The following is a 15,798-nucleotide window of genomic DNA, read 5'->3' on the forward strand; positions in this document are numbered from 1 at the left end:
GATCGGAGGAGGAGCGGTGATGCCCGGAACGGAGACGCTGGCGGAGGACCGCCGGAAGCGGGACTTCCGAAGGACCCGCGAGCCCAGCGGCGAGGGCGGCACCGGTGCCGGCCGGGAGCCCGGCTTCGTGGTGCAGATCCCCCCAGCCCCCGGCCGGGTGCCCCCATCGCCGGCACCAATGCCCGTCGACTTCCGCCTGGAGGTGGACGGTGTGCTCAAGTCCTGGTCGGTTTCCAAGGGGCCGTCCGGTGACCCGCACGACAAGCGCTTGGCCGTGCCCACCGAGGAGCACCCCTTCATCCGCGAGCGAGGCACGCCATGTACTCCTTCCAGCTGCCGGAGCTTCCGGGCGGGCTGCGGCCGTTGCGCGATCCCGGCACCGACCAGCACCACTGACCGCTCCTTGTCGGTCGGCACTCGTGTAGCTACGGGCAGACGCTGTACCGCTGTGCCCCAGGGCGTAGACGGCGTCCCGGCGGTGACCGTGGCTCAGGGCGAACCGGTCCGGCTTCTCGTCGTTGGTCAGGTTCCCGTTCATCGGGGTGAGCGCCCGACGGCGAGCCGACCCGGTGCGTGGGCGCGGGGCCGGCTCCTGGCGATCAGCGCGGCGTGACCTTGCCTGCTGGCTGATCACTTCGCCTGGGAGAGTGAGACCGCGTCGGGGCCGGCGGGGAATCGCAGCTGGCCGGTCGTGTCGTGCACGGCTCGCCACACTGTCTCGGCGACGTCGCTCTCCTTGGTGAACAGGTCCTGGCCCGTGAAGTCGCCCATGGCCTTCTTCGCCCATGGTGCGTAGGGCGCCGGGACCAGCTCGTCCAGCGAGGCGCCCTTCGTCGCGTTGGCCGCGAAGTTCGTCGTCAGGCAGGCGCCCGGCTGGACCGTCTTCGCCTGTACACCGAAGGGCGCGAGCTCGAGCGCGAGGGATGCGGTGAACCCCTCGATGGCCATCTTGCTTGCCTTGTAGACGGCCGAGAGCGGCATGTGGCCCAGCACCACGCTGGAGGTCACGTTGACCACCACGCCGGAGCCGCGCTCGCGGAACTGGGGCAGCACCGCCTGCGTCGTCGCCATCACGCCGAACGTGTTGGTTTCGAAGACTTCCCGCACTCGGGCCATGGGGGTGCCCTCGAACACGCTGATCGACGGGACGCCCGCGTTGTTGACCAGGACGTCGATGGGCCCGGCCGCCTCGAACGCGGCGGTGATGCTCCGGGGCTTGGTCACGTCGAGCTCGACGACGCGGAGCCGGTCCGACTCGGGCAGGACGCCCGCACGCGGCGTCCGCATCGTGGCGATGACGTTCCACCCCTGCGAGTGGAAGTACAGGGCGGTCTCCCGTCCGTATCCGGATGAGGCACCAGTGATCAGAACTGTCTTCATGCGGTGATCCTTGCGATGTGGTGGGATCCGCGGATGGACAGGCACTTTCCTGCCCGCGGAAGCACGGGTGATCCCATTGAATCGCTCTGACCTGCTGGAACAGTAGAACTATCGTCGCTTCGTCTTGCACGATCCTCCCTCATGGTCCGGCCGCTCAAGGAAGGACGCCTGCAGTGCCTCGCAGGCGGGCCGCGTCCTGGCTCGGGGGTGCGCCGAACTGGCGGCGGTACTCGCGGCTGAACTGCGACGGGTTGTCGTAGCCGACGCGGCGGCCGACTCCGGTGACGTCGCCCGGGTGGGTGGCGAGCAGCAGCCGGGCCTCCTGGAGCCGGATCTGTTTCTGGAACTGGATGGGGCTCATCGCGGTCACCGCCTGGAAGTTGCGGTAGAACGCGGAGACGCTCATCCCGGACAGCCGTGCCACGTCCTCGACCCGGAAGGGCTCGGCGTAGTGCTCGCGGATCCAGCGCACGGCCCGGGCGACATGGCTGAGGCCGCTGTCGGCGAGGCCGAGCTGGCGCACCGTCGCGCCCTGCTCGCCGGTGATCAGGCGCCAGAGGATCTCGCGTTTGACCAGCGGGGCCAGTACGGCGCGGTCGCTGGGCTCGTCGAGCAGGCGCAGCAGCCGGACCACCGCGTCGAGCAGCGCGGGCGGGGCGTCGCTTACGGCGATCCCCGACGGAGTGCCTCCGGCGGGGCGGGGGATGTCGCCGGGACCGGCTTGCAGCAGCAGTTCGGCGACGGCGGACGGTTCCAGCGTGAGGCCGAAGCCGAGGGCCGGCTGCTCGGGGGCGGCCTGGATGAACTGTCCGGTGACGGGCAGGTCGACGGATGCGACTAGGTACTGCCCGGCGCCGTACGCGTAGACCCGGTCGCCCAGCGCGAGGCGTTTGGCGCCCTGGGCGATGACTGCGAGCACCGTGCCGGACATCGAGGGCGCCGGCGGATCCGGCCGGTCGACCTTGGAGATGAGGACGCCGTCGATGGCGGTGGTCCAGTCGGGCCGGGCGTGCCGGGCCAGCAGGGTGCGGAGCTCTTCGAGGTGCATGCGTCCATTGCAGCACTGTTCCGTGTTGCAATTCCCGTACTCGCGAGGATCGTGCAAGCACCAGCGAGCATCGTTCTAACGTTTACGCAGGTCACGGCGATTGAATGGAATCACCGCACTCCACAACGCAGAAGAAGGCCTCCATGATTGTCACGTACGGCTTCAACGCCACGCTGACCGCCAGGCCCGGAATGGGCGACCGGCTCGTCGACCTGCTGCTGACCGGCCTGCACGAGGGCAGCCCCGGCGCGAGCGAGTCCTGCGTGGTCTACCTCGTCTCCCGTTCCGCGTCCGCCCCCGACGTCGTCCACGTCACCGAGGGCTGGACCAGCGAGGAGGACCACCACCGGATCTTCGCCGGCGGGGCCGCCCAGGGCATCGTGGCGCAGATCGGCGGACTGCTGGCCAAGGAGTCCGAGTACACCGACCACGTGCCGGTCCGCGGCAAGGCCGCCTTCTGACCCGCCGAACACCCCACACCCCAGCCCCTGCCGCCGCGGTGCCCGCCGAGGCGACCCCGTCCTCGCCCGACCGTCCGCCACCACCCATGAAGGGCAACGACCATGACCACAGCACGCCCCTCCCTCGACCCCGAACTGCATGAACTCCTGGCCGACATGCCGCTGATGTCCCAGCTCAGCCCGGAAGTGCTGGCGCAGGTACGCCCCTTCTCCTCGATGCCCGTCGAACCCCTCCTCGAAGGTCGCGCGATCGACCGGCGCGAGGTCACCGCTGCGAGTCCGGACGGCACCCGGATCCCCTTGTCCGTCTTCAGCCCCGCGAACAGCGATCGCACCACCGCCGCACCCTGCGTCTACTGGATGCACGGCGGCGGGATGGTCATGGGCGACCGCTTCTCACAGATCGACATCCCGCTGGAGTGGCTCGACGCGTTCGGCGCCGTCGTGGTCTCCGTCGACTACCGGCTCGCGCCCGAGTCCACCGGCACCATCCCGGTCGACGACTGCTACCAGGGACTGCTCTGGATCGCCGACCACGCCGCCGAACTGGGCATCGACCCCGCCCGGATCGTCGTCGCAGGCGCCAGCGCGGGCGGCGGCCTCGCCGCCGGCGTCACCCTGCTGGCCCGCGACCTCGGCACCCCGACGATCGCCGCCCAAGTCCTGATCGGCCCCATGCTCGACCACCGCAACACCACCACCTCCAGCCTCCAGTACTCGAACGGGCCCGGCGTCTGGACCCGCGAGATGAACGAATTCGGATGGCGCTGCCTCCTCGGCGACCTCACCGACGACGAGGTACCCGCATACGTCTCACCCGCCCTGGCCGACGACCTCGCGGGCCTGCCGACCACCTACATCGACACCGGCTCCGCCGAAGTCTTCCGCGACGAGGACACCGACTACGCCACCCGCATCTGGGCGGCCGGCGGCCAGGCCGAACTCCACGTCTGGGCAGGCGGCTTCCACGGATTCGACGCCCTGTACCCGCAGGCACACATCTCGGCCACAGCCCGCCGAACCCGCACCGACTGGCTCGCCCGACTCCTGCCCACGAACCCCGCCGCATAGGGGAAGTCGACGGTCAGCTGGTGCACACCCGCGCAACTGACCGTGTTCACGATGTACTCGGCGCCCACCAGGTACTCCTGGGCGACGACCTCGGTGATCGGCTCGCCGAGCACCGTACGGCGGCTGCGCAGCCTGCGCAGCGCGGCGACCGAGTCCTGCGGCAGGTCGCAGAACGACACGCCGTCACCCCACTAGCTGCGCAGGGGTTTGACGACCACGGTCCCGCCCACTTTCTCGTGCCAGGCCAGCAGTTCGGCTTCGTCATCTGTTCGCAGCTGCCGCATGCCTGGGACGCCCTGCGCCTTGATCGTTTCGATCTGCACGTACTTGTCGCGTCGCGCGCTGCTCAGGGCGGTGCCGTTGGAGGCCAGCCCCAGCCGCTCGGAGAGGTCGTCGGCGAGCTCCACCCCGGTCTCGCGACCGGCCAGGAGCGCGACCGGCCCCAGCTCTGAGAGCTGTGCGGTCAGTGCTCCGGCCGCCGAGCCGTCGCCAGGACCTGCTCTCCGTCATCGAGGCCAGGTTGACGATGGAGCCGCCGGGGGTGTCCTGGGCCGGCATCTGCTGGATCTGGTACTTCATGCCCCAGAAGACGCCGAGCACGTTCGTGGTGAGCATCTGCTGGAAGCGGCTGGTGGGCTCGTCGGCCAGGCGGCCTCCCCGCCGTTGTCGCGGACCTCGCAGGCGACGGCCTCGCCCGCCTCCTTGCGGCGGCCGGAGACGACGACGGCGTGGCCGGCGCGGGCCAGGGCCAGGCTGGTCTCCCTCCCGATGCCGGTCGTGGCCCCGGTGACCAGGGCGACGCCGGAGACGCTCATGACGATGGACCTCTTTCGCGAACAGGTGGGTTCGGGCCGCGATCACCACAGTGCCCGTCGGCGACGCGACCGCACATCGGTCATCTGACTGCGGCCCGTGAATCGGTGGAGACCCGTTCACCCAGTACCTGCGAGCACCGTCAAATGACCGATGCCGAACGACGGTGCGGAACCAAGGATGGAGAGCGCACGCCCGCTCCGAAGGGACCCAGACCGGGTCTGAGCCCTCCCACGGCAGTACCTCCGGCAACACCGTCACACAGACAGAGAAGGTGGTTCACATGTTCACACCCAAGGCCGTGCTCCGCGGCTCGGCCGCCGCGGCGACCGTCGCCGCCGCCGTGCTGGGCATCGGCGCCGGATCGGCGAACGCCGCCGGCTGGCCCCCGTTGCAGCCGGGCGCCCACCTCTACTCGGGCACCGGCGGGAGCGGCGAGGTGACCACGGTCGACCTCGACGACATCGGCACCTGCCACACGCTGTCGGCGCCCGCCCGCTCGGTCCAGGTCGTCTCCGGCTCCGCGTCCGTGGTGCTGTACGCCGGCGCGGGCTGCACCGGCGCCCACTCGTGGGCCACCGGCTCGCTGGCCCAGTCCAACCTGCCGTGGCCGGTGCTGAGTTACCGGGTGGTCCCGGCCTGACGGCGGGCGGAACACCTCACCTTCCGTTTCGACACAAGGAGTCCTCGATGGCAGCGCACGAAGCCATGAGCAGGCCCGACACCGGTCGACGCCGCTTCCTCGGTCTCGCGGCGGCCGGTGTCGTCGCCGGACAGGTCGGCCTGTCCGCCCCGGCCCGGGCGGCCACCGGCCGGGAGACGGAGCCCGGCGGCGCACTGCGGCCGGGCGCCGGCATCCGCCCTTTCCGCATCAAGGTCCCGCAGGCGGACCTCAACGACCTGCGGCGGCGCGTCCGCGAGACCCGGTGGCCCGACCGCGAGACCGTCGACAGCCGCACCCAGGGCGCTCAACTGGCGAAGATGCGGCCGCTGATGGAGTACTGGGGCACCCGGTACGAATGGCGCACCCTCGAGGGGCGCCTCAACGACCTGCCGCAGTACATCACCGAGATCGACGGGCTGGACATCCAGTTCGCCCACATCCGCTCCCGGCACGCCGGCGCCATGCCGATGCTGATGACGCACGGCTGGCCCGGCTCGATCGTCGAACTGCTGAAGGTCATCGGCCCGTTGACCGACCCCACGGCGCACGGCGGGCGCGCAGAGGACGCCTTCCACCTGGTCCTGCCGACCCTGCCCGGCTACGGCTTCTCGGGCAAGCCGACCAAGCCCGGGTGGAACTTCCCCCGCACGGCGCGTGCCTTCCACGAGCTGATGATGCGCCTCGGGTACCCGGAGTACGTCTCGCAGGGCGGCGACCACGGCGCGATCCTCTCCGAGGTGCTCGCCGTCCAGCAGCCGAAGGGCCTGCTCGGCATCCACATCAACATGCCGGGGACCGTGCCGGACGACGTCCTGCGCCGGGTGCGCAACTTCGACCCAGCCCCGGTGAACCTGTCGGCCGAGGAGAAGCGGGCGTATGACCGGCTGGTGCACTTCTACCGCGACGGCTTCGGCTACGCGGCGATGATGAACCAGACCCCCCAGACGATCGCCTACTCCCTCACCGACTCCCCGGTGGGCATGGCGTCCTACTACTACGACAAGTTCGCGGAGTGGACGGACTCCGATGGTGAGCCCGAGAAGGTCCTCACCTACGACGAGATGCTCGACGCGATCTCGATGTACTGGCTGACCGGCACCGGCGCGTCCTCGTGCCGGCTGTACTGGGAGGGCGCCCAGTCCGGCGGCGGACCGTTCAACGCGGTGTCCATTCCGAAGGTGCCGGTCGCAGTGACGGTCTTCCCCTCCGAGATCTACCCCGCACCGCGCAGCTGGGGCGAGCGGACCTTCGGCAACATCATCCACTGGAACGAGGTCGACAGGGGCGGCCACTTCGCCGCCTGGGAGCAGCCGCAGCTCCTGGCCCAAGAACTCCGCGCCGCCTTCCGGGTGTTGCGGTAGCTCCGGCGAGGACAGCGCCAAGAGAGGTGCCCGGGTCGCCGTGCCGACGGCGACCCGGGTGTTTCCCATCCATTGTTCGAACGGGGGAGTCCGGGTCCAGACTCTTCCGAGGTGGCAGTCTGTTGACGGCCGTCCTCGCCGCCGTCCTCCTGATGTCCAGTGACACCATTTCGGCGGCCCGCAGTCCCCCCGGCGCCCAGGTCCAGGTCTGGCGCGGGAACGACGACAACCGCGTCCGGATATCGCTGAACAACGGTAGGCCGGTGGTCTTCCCGGGCACCGAGACGCTGGTAGCGCCCCGGGTGGTGTGCACCATCAACGGCTTCCACGTCTTCCACACCGGAACCGACGGGCGGATCCACTCCACGCAGCCGCGGTTCACCCTGGGCGGGATCCCCTCGCAGAGTCAGCTCGGAGACCGGTGGTCGCCCGCGGGGAACGTGGTCACCCGGCCCCACCCTCTCGCCGTCCGCCATCCAGCTCCGCAACAACCAGATGCTCCTCTCGTGGGGGAGCGCGAACGACCTCGGCCAGTACACCGCCTACTTCGACGGCGCGAACTGGAGGGAGGCCGTTGTTCCCGGGACCCGGAGCGAGACGGCCGACTCCTTGGCCCTACAGCACCTACTGGAACCAGATCGCCCTCGCCACCGCGGAGTGGACGGGCACGCGTACGTCATGACGCAGCAATACGGCGAGAACCGCTGGTCCCAGCCGGAGCTGCTCGACGGCGCCCTGCCGATCGTCGGAACCCCCAGCATCGCGTTCACCCAGGACACGGGCGACGCCCTCATCGCCGTCCTGGGCGCCTTGCCCACCAGCAACCACCAGGCGTACCTGGGCCATTGGACCGAGCGCAGTTGGAGCGGTTTCCAGCACGAGAACACGCTGGCCGGCATCCGGAACAAGCTCTGGCTGACGGCAACCGCCTGGAGCGTCTTCCTCATCGCCACCTTCGCCCAGGGCTACGCCTTGTTCAAGACCGGCTTCGACCGGGCCCCGTAGCAGTGCCGGCGGGTTCGTAGAATGGGGGCGTAGCTCCTCCGGGAGGAACTCCTGCCGGAGGTGCCATGCCGCCGCACGCGAAACACCAGCTGCTCGGGCGCGCCCGGGAGTTGGCGGTGCTGGACCGTCTGCTGCGGGAGGTGCGCGACGGGCGCAGCCGGGTGCTGGTGCTGCGGGGTGAGGCGGGCGTCGGCAAGTCGGCGCTGCTCGATCATCTGGCCGGGGAGGCAGGGGAGGCGCAGGTCGTCCGCGCGGCGGGGGTCGAGGCCGAGGCCGAGTTCGCCTACTCGGCCCTCCAACGGCTGTGTGCCCCGCTGTTGTCGCAGCTCGACCGACTGCCGCCGGTGCAGCAGGACGCGCTGCGTGTCGCGTTCGGCCTGAGCACGGGGAACCCGCCCGAGATGCTGCTGGTCGGGATCGCGGTCCTCGGCCTCTTCGCCGAGGCGGCGGCCCGGTCCCCGCTGGTGTGCCTGGTCGACGACGCGCAGTGGCTGGACCTGATGTCCCAGCGGATCCTGGCGTTCGTCGGGCGCCGACTGGACGCGGAATCGGTGGCGTTGGTGTTTGCCGAGCGGATCACCGACGGGAAGGGGGACGAGGGCTTCTCCGGTCTGCCGGACCTCCTCCTGCGCGGGCTGGCCGATGCCGACGCCCGGGCGCTGCTGGACGGCGTGCTGCCGGGGCCGGTCGACGCCCGGGTGCGGGACCGGATCGTGGCCGAGACCGGCGGGAACCCGCTCGCCCTGCTGGAGCTGCCCCGGGGCCTGTCACCGGTGGAGCTGGCGTTCGGCTTCGGCGGGCCCGGCGCCGGCCCGCTGGCGACCCGGGTCGAGGACGGCTTCCGGCGGCGCGTCGACGCCTTGCCGGCCGACACCCGTGCCCTGCTGCTGGTCGCGGCGGTCGAACCGGTCGGCGACGGGCCGCTGTTGTGGCACGCCCTGCGCCTGCTGGGCATCGGGCTGGAGGCCGCGGCACCGGCCGAGGCCGCGGACCTGATCAGTCTGGGAGCCCCGGTGCGGTTCCGGCACCCGCTGGTGCGTTCGGCCGTGTGGCGCGGCGCGGATGCCGCGGCGCTGCGCGCGGCGCACGGCGCCCTGGCCGAGGCCACCGACGCCGAGCGCGACCCCGACCGGCAGGCGTGGCACCGGGCCCATGCAGCGGTCGGGCCGGACGAGGAGGTGGCGGCGGCGCTGGAGAGCTCCGCCGACCGTGCCCTGGCGCGCGGTGGCCGGGCGGCCGCCGCGTCCTTCCTGGAACGGGCCGCGGCGCTCACCCCCGACCCGAAGGAGCGGGCACGGCGCGCGCTGGCGGCCGCCGCGGCCCACGTCGCCGCAGGCTTGCCGGCCCGGGTGCCCGATCTGCTGGCCGCCGCCGAACTGGGGCCGCTGGACCGGCTGCAGCAGGCCCAGGCCGGCCGACTGCGGGCCAGGGCCTCGTCCATGACCGACTCGGGGTTGGGCGCGGTGCGGCCGCTGCTCGACGCGGCGGGCCCGCTCAGGGACCTTGACCCGGCCGCCGCACGGGAGACCTACCTCGCGGCGTTCGACGCGGCCCTCTGGGTCGGCCGGTACGACGAAGGCGCACTGCGCCGGGTTGCCGAGGCCGCTCGCGACCTGCCGGCCGGCGAGGAGACGGCGGGTGTCTTCCTTCGGGCCCTGGTCACCTGGACCGTGGACGGGCCGGTCGCCGCCTTCCCGCTGCTGGCGCGGGCGCAGCGCTCGCTCACCGAGGAGGAGGACCTGTCGGTCCTGTGGGCGGCCGCGAACGCCGCCCCGGTACTGGGCGACCTCCCGGGCTGGCTGGACACCGGCGACCGGGCGGTCCGCTTCGCCCGGCGGACGGGAACACTGTCGGTCCTCTCGACGGCGTTGCCCTACCGGGCGGCCTCGCTGAGCTACGCGGGGCGCTTCGCCGAGGCCGAGGACCTGCTGGCCGAGGCCGCGGCCATCGAGAAGGCCACCGGCACGGTGCCGCGCATGGCCACAGCGGCTTTGATCAGCGCGTACCGGGGAGGGGAACGACCGGCCCTGGAAGCGATCGAGGCACTGGAACACGAGGGCGCGCAGTGCGGCCTGGGACGACTCGTCGGCGTGGCGGCGTGCGCCCGGGCCGTGCTCCACAACGGTCTGGGCAACTACGCGCTCGCCCTGGAGGCGGCGCTGCGGGGCGCGGAGCACCGGGACCTCGTCGTGTGCCAGTGGACCTGCGGCGAGCTGGTCGAGGCCGCGACCCGGGCCGGCGACCCGGCCGCGGCGGCCCGGGCATGCGAGTGGCTCGCCGACTGGAGCCGGGCCGGCACACCCTGGGCCCTCGGTGCGCACGCGGTCGCCGAGGCCCTGACCGGAGCACCGGAGAATGCCGAGGACCGCTACCGCGAGGCCGTCGACCACTTCGGCCGGGGCGGGCTCCGGGTGTTCGAGATCCGGGCCCAACTGTTGTTCGGGGAGTGGCTGCGCCGCCAGAACCGGCGCGCCCAGGCCCGTACCGAACTGCGGGCGGCGCACGAGGCGGCGACGGCGACGGGCATGGAGGCGTTCGCCGAGCGGGCCCGGCGCGAACTGCTCGCCACCGGCGAGACCGTCCGCAAGCGGGCCCCCGGCGCGCCGGTCCTGACTCCGCAGGAGGCGCAGATCGCCCGCCTCGCGGCCGGCGGGCACCCGAACGCGGAGATCGGAGCGCGGCTGTTCCTCAGCCCCCGCACGGTCGAGTGGCACCTGCGCAAGGTCTTCGCCAAGCTGGGGATCTCCTCCCGCCGTGAGCTCGACGGCGCCCTGGCCGGGCAGTAGCCGCGGGTTACGGCAGCGCCGTGCGCAACTCCCGCCGTGAGCTTGTGCGGAGCTTGGTGAACACCTTGCGCAGGTGCCGCTCGACCGTCCGCGCACTGGGAAGAGCTCCGCTCCGATCTCGGCTACACCGGCCACGGTGACCCGAACGCCGCGAGCAGCTTCCGCTGCGTCCGCCCCTCGCGCGGCTGAGACCTGCGGTACAACACGTTCGGGTCCGTCCCCCGGGCGGGGACGGACCCGAACGCTGTCGTACGCGACCCGCTGCGCTCAGAGACCCAGATCCGCCGCCAGACAGGAGAACCTGACCGCCAGCGCGTCGGGGTCGTGGGCGCCCACCGCCCGGTACGCCGACGGCACCGCCTTCTCCTCGACCATGTCCTCGAAGGCGACACGCTCCGGGAGCGTGCCGAACCGGGCCTTGCGGACTGCCGCCGCCTGTCCGTTCGTGCTGGGACCGGGATCACTCACGTCCGTACCTCCTGTGGTCGGCATGCGCGTGGGTCAGAGGTGGTCGGCGTCCACCACGGCCTGGGCGAAGGCCGTCGGCGCCTCCTGCGGCGCGTTGTGGCCGACGCCCTCGAGCAGGCGGTGCTCGTACCGGCCGGTGAAGAACCTCCGGTACCCGCTGCCGTCGGTGGTGGGCAGGAACGGGTCGAGGGCGGGGTCCACGGCGATGGTCGGCACGGTGACCGCGGGCCGGGCCGCGAGCAGCTGCTCGTAGCGCTCGTAGCGGGGCTCGCCGTCGGCCAGGCCCAGGCGCCAGCGGTAGTTGTGGATCACGACGGCGGCGTAGTCGGGGTTCTCGAAGGCCGTGGCGGTGCGCTCGAAGGTGGCGTCGTCGAACTTCCAGGTCGGGGAGGTCTCCTCCCACACCAGCCGACACAGGTCGTGCCGGTTCTGCCTGGTCTCCATGGCGATGCGACCGCGGTCGGTGGCGAAGTAGTACTGGTACCACCAGGTGTGCTCGGCCTTCGGCGGCAGCGGGTTCCGCTGTGACGGGAGGTTGACGATGAGGTAACCGCTCACCGCCACCAGGGCCTTGGCCCGTTCCGGCCACAGCGCCGCGACGGTGCCGGCGGCCCGCGAGCCCCAGTCGAAGCCGGCCAGCACCGCCTTGTGGATCTTCAGGGCGTCCATCAGAGCGATGACGTCGACGGCGATCGCGGCCTGCTGCGCGTTGCGGACGGTCGTCGGGGACAGGAAGGTGGTGGTGCCGTGGCCCCGCAGGTACGGCACGATCACCCGGTAGCCGGCGTCGGCCAGCAGTGGCGCCACGTCGACATAGCTGTGGATGTCGAACGGCCAGCCGTGCAGGCAGATGACCACCGGGCCGTGCTTGGGCCCGGCCTCGGCGTAGCCGATGTCGAGCACGCCGGCCCGGACCCGCTTCAGCTCGGTGAACGCGGTGTGGGTGCCCGGGGCGATGGTCGGGATGACCGGGGCCGGGCGGCCGGGCCGGTCGGAGCCGGCCGCGAAGGCGGCCGGAGCGTTCGACTCCGCGCCGACCGACACCGCCGTGGCGCCCATGCCGAGGCCGACTGCTTTGGTGAACGTTCGCCTGTTGATCATGTCCGATCCTTCCTGGAGGCCCGCCGGTGCCTCCACTGTTCTTCGGCAACCGGCTTGACGCATCAGTCACATGACGTCGCGACACCCGAAAGGGCGTGAAGGCTCTGCCGGGCCGCCACCTTCAGTCATTCGACTGTTTCCGCCGTGCTTCCGCTCGGTGATCCTCGAAGGAGCGCCGCGATGCCGGCGGATCGTCGTGCGCCGTCGTGTGTGCAATCGGAAGGTCCGGCCGTGAAGCAAACCCCCGTCGTCCTCATCCACGGTGCGTGGTTCCATAGGTCCTCCTGGGAGGGCTGGGCCGAACGGTTCACCGGGTACGGCTACGCGGTGTGCGTCCCGGGCTGGCCCGGCGAGGCCCCCGCCGCCGACCAGGTCCGCCGCGGTCCCGGGCCGCTTCGCGACCTCGGGCTCGCCGCGCTCACGGCCCACTACGAGAGGATCGTGCGCGCCTTCGACAACCCGCCGGTCCTCATCGGGCATTCGGTCGGCGGCCTCATCGTCCAGCACCTCCTCGGAGCCGACCTCGGCAGTGCCGCCGCCGACCACGTCCTCGCCGGGCCGGCCGCGAACGGCATCGAGGCCGTGGCCGCACAGGGCTGAGCGCGGGCGTCAGACCTGCGCCGCGTCGGTCCGGCTCAGGGTGTCGGTCCGGCTCAGCGCGTCGCGCAGCGCCGCCCGGGCCGTGATGCCCAGCTTGGGGAAGATGCGGTACAGGTGTGAGCTGACGGTGCGCGGCGACAGGTGCATCCGCTCGCCGATCTCCTTGTTCGTCAGACCGCTGGCGGCCAGGTCGGCGATGCGGCGTTCCTGCCAGGTCAGCGAGGCCAGGTTCAGCGTCGAGACGCGGGGCGGGGTCCCGGTGGCGCGCAGTTCGGCCCGGGCCCGCTCGGTCCAGCCGGCCGCGCCCAGCCGCTCGAACGCCTCGGCCGCCGGGACCAGGTACGGCCGCGCCGCCGCCCGGCCCCGGACGTGGCAAACCCGGACGCCGTGCGCCAGCCGGATCCGGGCCAGCTCGAACGGGAAGCGGGCGGCGTCCGGGTGGGATTCGGCCCGGACGAACATCTCGGCGGCCTCCCGCTCGTCCTCGGCGGTCATCGCCAGCGCGCCGTAGGTGATCAGCGCCAGGCGGGGCGACACGGACGGCAGACCGGCGTCGCGGGCGGCGAGGGCGTGCGCCCGGGCCTGCTCGACGCGTCCGGTGTGCTGGGCGGCCTCGACGAGATCGAGCAGGGTGCGCGAGGCCTGATACGTGTAGGGCCGGAACGTGCCCGGCCGCGTGATCCCGATGGCGTAGAGGTAGGCGGCCTCGTAGTCGCCGGAGCCCAGCGCGGCGGTCGCGCCGGCGGAGTCGGCGATCTGGGTCAGGAACCCCAGTCCGCGCGGGCGGGCCCAGGCGTCCACCTCGGCCTGGAGGTCCCGCGCCCGCCCGACCTGTCCGCGCAGCGCCGCCAACTGGGCCAGGTACGCGCGGTTCTGGGTGGCGAACAGCCGGTGGCCGTGCTCGGTCGCCAGGTCCAGGCCGCGCTGTCCGGTTTCCTCGGCCTGGGCCCATTCGCCGGCCGCCATCTGGTCGAGCACGAGCTGGTGCAGCATGACCATGCCGGTGGCCACGGCTCCGGTCTCCAGCTCGCGGTCCACGACGCGCTGCAGGTGGGGGCGGTAGTGGCTCAGGAGGTCGAGGTGGTACGCGGCCGCGCCGAACCGAGTGACGTCCCAGGGCTCCAGATTCGACAGGTTGGCGGCGGCCTGTCGCACCGGCCCGGCCCAGCCTGCCCCGTGCCTGGTCACATCGCTCCAGGTGTCGCTGAAGAGGCGCGAGTGTTCGGTGACGAGGTCGCCCATGGAGGCCAGGAGTTCGCGCGTGCTCTCCCAGACCGCGCGATCCCCGCCGAACTGACTGATCGCCAGGAGGAGGACCACCAGCCGGGTGAGGACCTCGTCGGGTTCGGTTTTGCCGGCGGTCGACGCAGTGGTGCTGCCGACAGACGGCGCAGCGGCTGTCCCGCGGTCCCGGAGCTTCTCGATCGCGGCCGAGACCTGGCGGTGCGTGGAGCGGACGTCCCCGTCCTGGTAGAGCGCCCGGTAGGCGGCCGCCAGCACCGAGGCCGGCGACTCCGTCGAGCCGGGCGCGAGGTCCGCCTGGACCAGCCGGTGCGCCTGGCCGAGGCGGGCGGCGTGACCGGCGACGAATGCCGCGTCGGTCAGGCGCCGGGACCGGTCGGTGTGGTTCTCGCTGAGCTCGGCGGCCCGGGTCAGCCAGCTCACGGCCGCCAGCGTGCCGCCGCGCCGGGTCGCCGACGCGGCTGCCGCCTCCAGGACGTCGGCGACCTCCTCGTCCGGATCGACCGTCGCCGCCGCCAGGTGCGTCGCCCGGCGTTCGAGGTTCTCCCGGTGAAGCTGCGCCAGCGCCAGGTGCGCGGCGCGGCGCTGGTTGGGAGTGGCCATCCGCACGACGGCAGAACGTACGAGCGGGTGGCGGAAGACGAGATCACCGGTGACCGCGTCGATGTCCAGCAGACCGGTGGCCACGGCCGTGTCGGCGTCGCGCATGGCGTAGCGGGTGCCGGGGACGGCGTCGGTGCCGCCTGAGGTTCCGGCTCCGTCGAGCGCGCCCGTCAGGAGTTCGGCCCGGACCTGCTCGTCGAGGGCCGCGATGCGGGCGCCGAACAGCCGTTGCAGCCGCCGGGGCAGCGGCACGCCGCGCGGACCGATGAGGTCTTCGAGCGGGGCGTCGCTCGACCGGCCCGCGAAGTGGGCGGGCAGCTCCACCAGGGCCAGCGGGTTGCCCTGGGCCTGGTCCAGGACGATCCGGCGGGCCTGTCGGCCCAGGTCCGGATACCGGTGGTCCAGCAGAAGTGCCGCCTCCTCGTCGGGGAGGGCGTCGACCGGCAGCTCGGGCAGTGCGGCGGTGTCGAAGCGCGAGGTGAGGTCGGTGCGGACCGCGACGAGGAGCTTCACCGGGCCGCCGGCCAGGCGTCGGCCCACGAAGCCGCAGACGTCGGCGCTGGCGTCGTCCAGCCACTGCCCGTCGTCGAGGACCAGCAGCAGCGGCCGCTGTGCGGCGGCGAGCGACAGCAGGTTGAGAGCGGCGATGCCGAGCGTCATGACCGAAGGCCGATCGCCCTGCGCCCCGCCGAACACGGCATCGAAGACCGCCCGGGTCCCGTCGTCCAGCGGCTCGACGTCGGCCAGCAGCGGATGGAGGAACTGGTGCAGCCCGGCATAGGGCAGCTCGGACTCCGCCTCGACGCCGGCGGCCCGGACCACCACGTGGCCCTCCTGCTCCGCCAGCGCGACGGCGTGGCCCAGCAGCGAACTCTTGCCGACCCCCGCCTCCCCCCGCAGGACGAGCGCCCGGCCCGTGACGGACCCGAGGAACGCCGCGAGCTGCGCCCGCTCCTCCTCGCGGCCCACCATCCTCGTGGTGACACCCCACCGCTGCGACCCAGTCATGCCCCGGCCCCTTCCCGCATTCGCCGACCGCCGACCACGATCCCGGGAACGCGGGCCCTTCGAGCCCGTGTCGAACCCTGGCCCGTACCCGGGCCGGGGCGGCCAGTGCCCCCTGACCCGCGGACCGCGTGCGGGTCGTCAGTCACATGACTGGGGTTCCGGGAAAACAATCGGCCGCGGAATGCGG

General features: G+C 72.2%; 15 protein-coding genes and 1 pseudogene. 9 read left to right on the plus strand and 7 right to left on the minus strand.

The genetic code is table 11. The features are described 5' to 3' along the window. Positions 1–19: 19 nt before the first annotated feature. A pseudogene (locus tag ACWDBE_RS17755) lies at positions 20–295 on the plus strand (DNA polymerase ligase N-terminal domain-containing protein); the annotation flags it as partial. 335 nt (positions 296–630) lie between these two features. Here ACWDBE_RS17755 and ACWDBE_RS17760 read toward each other — a convergent pair. Then, on the minus strand, positions 631–1,380 hold the full coding sequence (locus ACWDBE_RS17760) for an SDR family oxidoreductase (protein WP_449790938.1): 750 nt from the start codon (positions 1,378–1,380) through the stop codon (positions 631–633). 154 nt (positions 1,381–1,534) lie between these two features. After that, on the minus strand, positions 1,535–2,428 hold the full coding sequence (locus ACWDBE_RS17765; RefSeq protein WP_449790939.1) for an AraC family transcriptional regulator: 894 nt from the start codon (positions 2,426–2,428) through the stop codon (positions 1,535–1,537). Positions 2,429–2,571: 143 nt separating this feature from the next. Here ACWDBE_RS17765 and ACWDBE_RS17770 point away from each other — a divergent pair, with 143 nt between their 5' ends. The 3 genes from ACWDBE_RS17770 (at position 2,572) to ACWDBE_RS17780 (ending at position 4,155) form a co-directional block, all read left to right on the plus strand. Continuing rightward, positions 2,572–2,889, plus strand: a complete 318-nt coding sequence (locus ACWDBE_RS17770; protein WP_449808484.1) for a putative quinol monooxygenase — start codon at positions 2,572–2,574, stop codon at positions 2,887–2,889. Positions 2,890–2,991: 102 nt separating this feature from the next. Further along, positions 2,992–3,960, plus strand: a complete 969-nt coding sequence (locus tag ACWDBE_RS17775; RefSeq protein WP_449790941.1) for an alpha/beta hydrolase — start codon at positions 2,992–2,994, stop codon at positions 3,958–3,960. Positions 3,961–4,011: 51 nt separating this feature from the next. Continuing rightward, positions 4,012–4,155: a hypothetical protein gene (locus ACWDBE_RS17780; RefSeq protein WP_449808485.1), complete on the plus strand. Its 144-nt coding sequence runs from the start codon at positions 4,012–4,014 to the stop codon at positions 4,153–4,155. On the opposite strand, the gene ACWDBE_RS17785 is transcribed toward ACWDBE_RS17780, so the two are convergent. Both ACWDBE_RS17785 and ACWDBE_RS17790 read right to left on the minus strand, forming a co-directional pair. Further along, entirely contained in the window at positions 4,152–4,367 is a 216-nt protein-coding gene (locus tag ACWDBE_RS17785; RefSeq protein WP_449808486.1) for a hypothetical protein, read from the minus strand. The two genes, ACWDBE_RS17780 and ACWDBE_RS17785, sit on opposite strands and share 4 nt — an antisense overlap. 168 nt (positions 4,368–4,535) lie before the next feature. Next, a complete protein-coding gene (locus tag ACWDBE_RS17790) occupies positions 4,536–4,775 on the minus strand; it encodes an SDR family NAD(P)-dependent oxidoreductase (protein ID WP_449808487.1) in 240 nt (79 codons plus the stop codon). 281 nt (positions 4,776–5,056) lie between these two features. On the opposite strand from ACWDBE_RS17790, the gene ACWDBE_RS17795 reads away from it, so the two are divergent. The 4 genes from ACWDBE_RS17795 to ACWDBE_RS17810 all read left to right on the plus strand — a co-directional run bounded on the left by ACWDBE_RS17795 (position 5,057) and on the right by ACWDBE_RS17810 (position 10,589). Beyond that, positions 5,057–5,416 (plus strand): hypothetical protein, encoded by a 360-nt coding sequence (locus ACWDBE_RS17795; protein WP_449790944.1) that lies wholly within the window; start codon positions 5,057–5,059, stop codon positions 5,414–5,416. Between the two features lie 47 nt (positions 5,417–5,463). Further along, complete coding sequence (locus tag ACWDBE_RS17800) at positions 5,464–6,798, plus strand: alpha/beta fold hydrolase (RefSeq protein WP_449808488.1); 1,335 nt, start codon at positions 5,464–5,466, stop codon at positions 6,796–6,798. Between the two features lie 678 nt (positions 6,799–7,476). After that, positions 7,477–7,803, plus strand: a complete 327-nt coding sequence (locus tag ACWDBE_RS17805; RefSeq protein WP_449808489.1) for a hypothetical protein — start codon at positions 7,477–7,479, stop codon at positions 7,801–7,803. A gap of 65 nt (positions 7,804–7,868) precedes the next feature. Beyond that, positions 7,869–10,589, plus strand: coding sequence for an AAA family ATPase (locus tag ACWDBE_RS17810; protein WP_449808490.1), 2,721 nt, complete (start codon positions 7,869–7,871; stop codon positions 10,587–10,589). Between the two features lie 267 nt (positions 10,590–10,856). Here the strand turns inward: ACWDBE_RS17810 and ACWDBE_RS17815 are convergent, their stop codons facing one another. Next, positions 10,857–11,057 carry a hypothetical protein gene (locus ACWDBE_RS17815; protein ID WP_449790949.1) on the minus strand — a complete coding sequence of 67 codons (201 nt, stop codon included), beginning with the start codon at positions 11,055–11,057 and terminating at the stop codon, positions 10,857–10,859. A 33-nt stretch (positions 11,058–11,090) separates the two neighbouring features. After that, the gene (locus ACWDBE_RS17820; RefSeq protein WP_449808492.1) at positions 11,091–12,158 is read right to left on the minus strand and encodes an alpha/beta fold hydrolase; all 1,068 of its coding nucleotides are present in this window, start codon (positions 12,156–12,158) and stop codon (positions 11,091–11,093) included. Between the two features lie 231 nt (positions 12,159–12,389). Between ACWDBE_RS17820 and ACWDBE_RS17825 the strand changes: the two genes are divergently transcribed. Continuing rightward, positions 12,390–12,758, plus strand: coding sequence for an esterase/lipase family protein (locus ACWDBE_RS17825; RefSeq protein ID WP_449808493.1), 369 nt, complete (start codon positions 12,390–12,392; stop codon positions 12,756–12,758). Between the two features lie 9 nt (positions 12,759–12,767). On the opposite strand, the gene ACWDBE_RS17830 is transcribed toward ACWDBE_RS17825, so the two are convergent. After that, positions 12,768–15,611 (minus strand): helix-turn-helix transcriptional regulator, encoded by a 2,844-nt coding sequence (locus ACWDBE_RS17830; protein ID WP_449808494.1) that lies wholly within the window; start codon positions 15,609–15,611, stop codon positions 12,768–12,770. Positions 15,612–15,798 lie beyond the last annotated feature (187 nt).

Source organism: Kitasatospora sp. NPDC001132, from assembly GCF_053598415.1.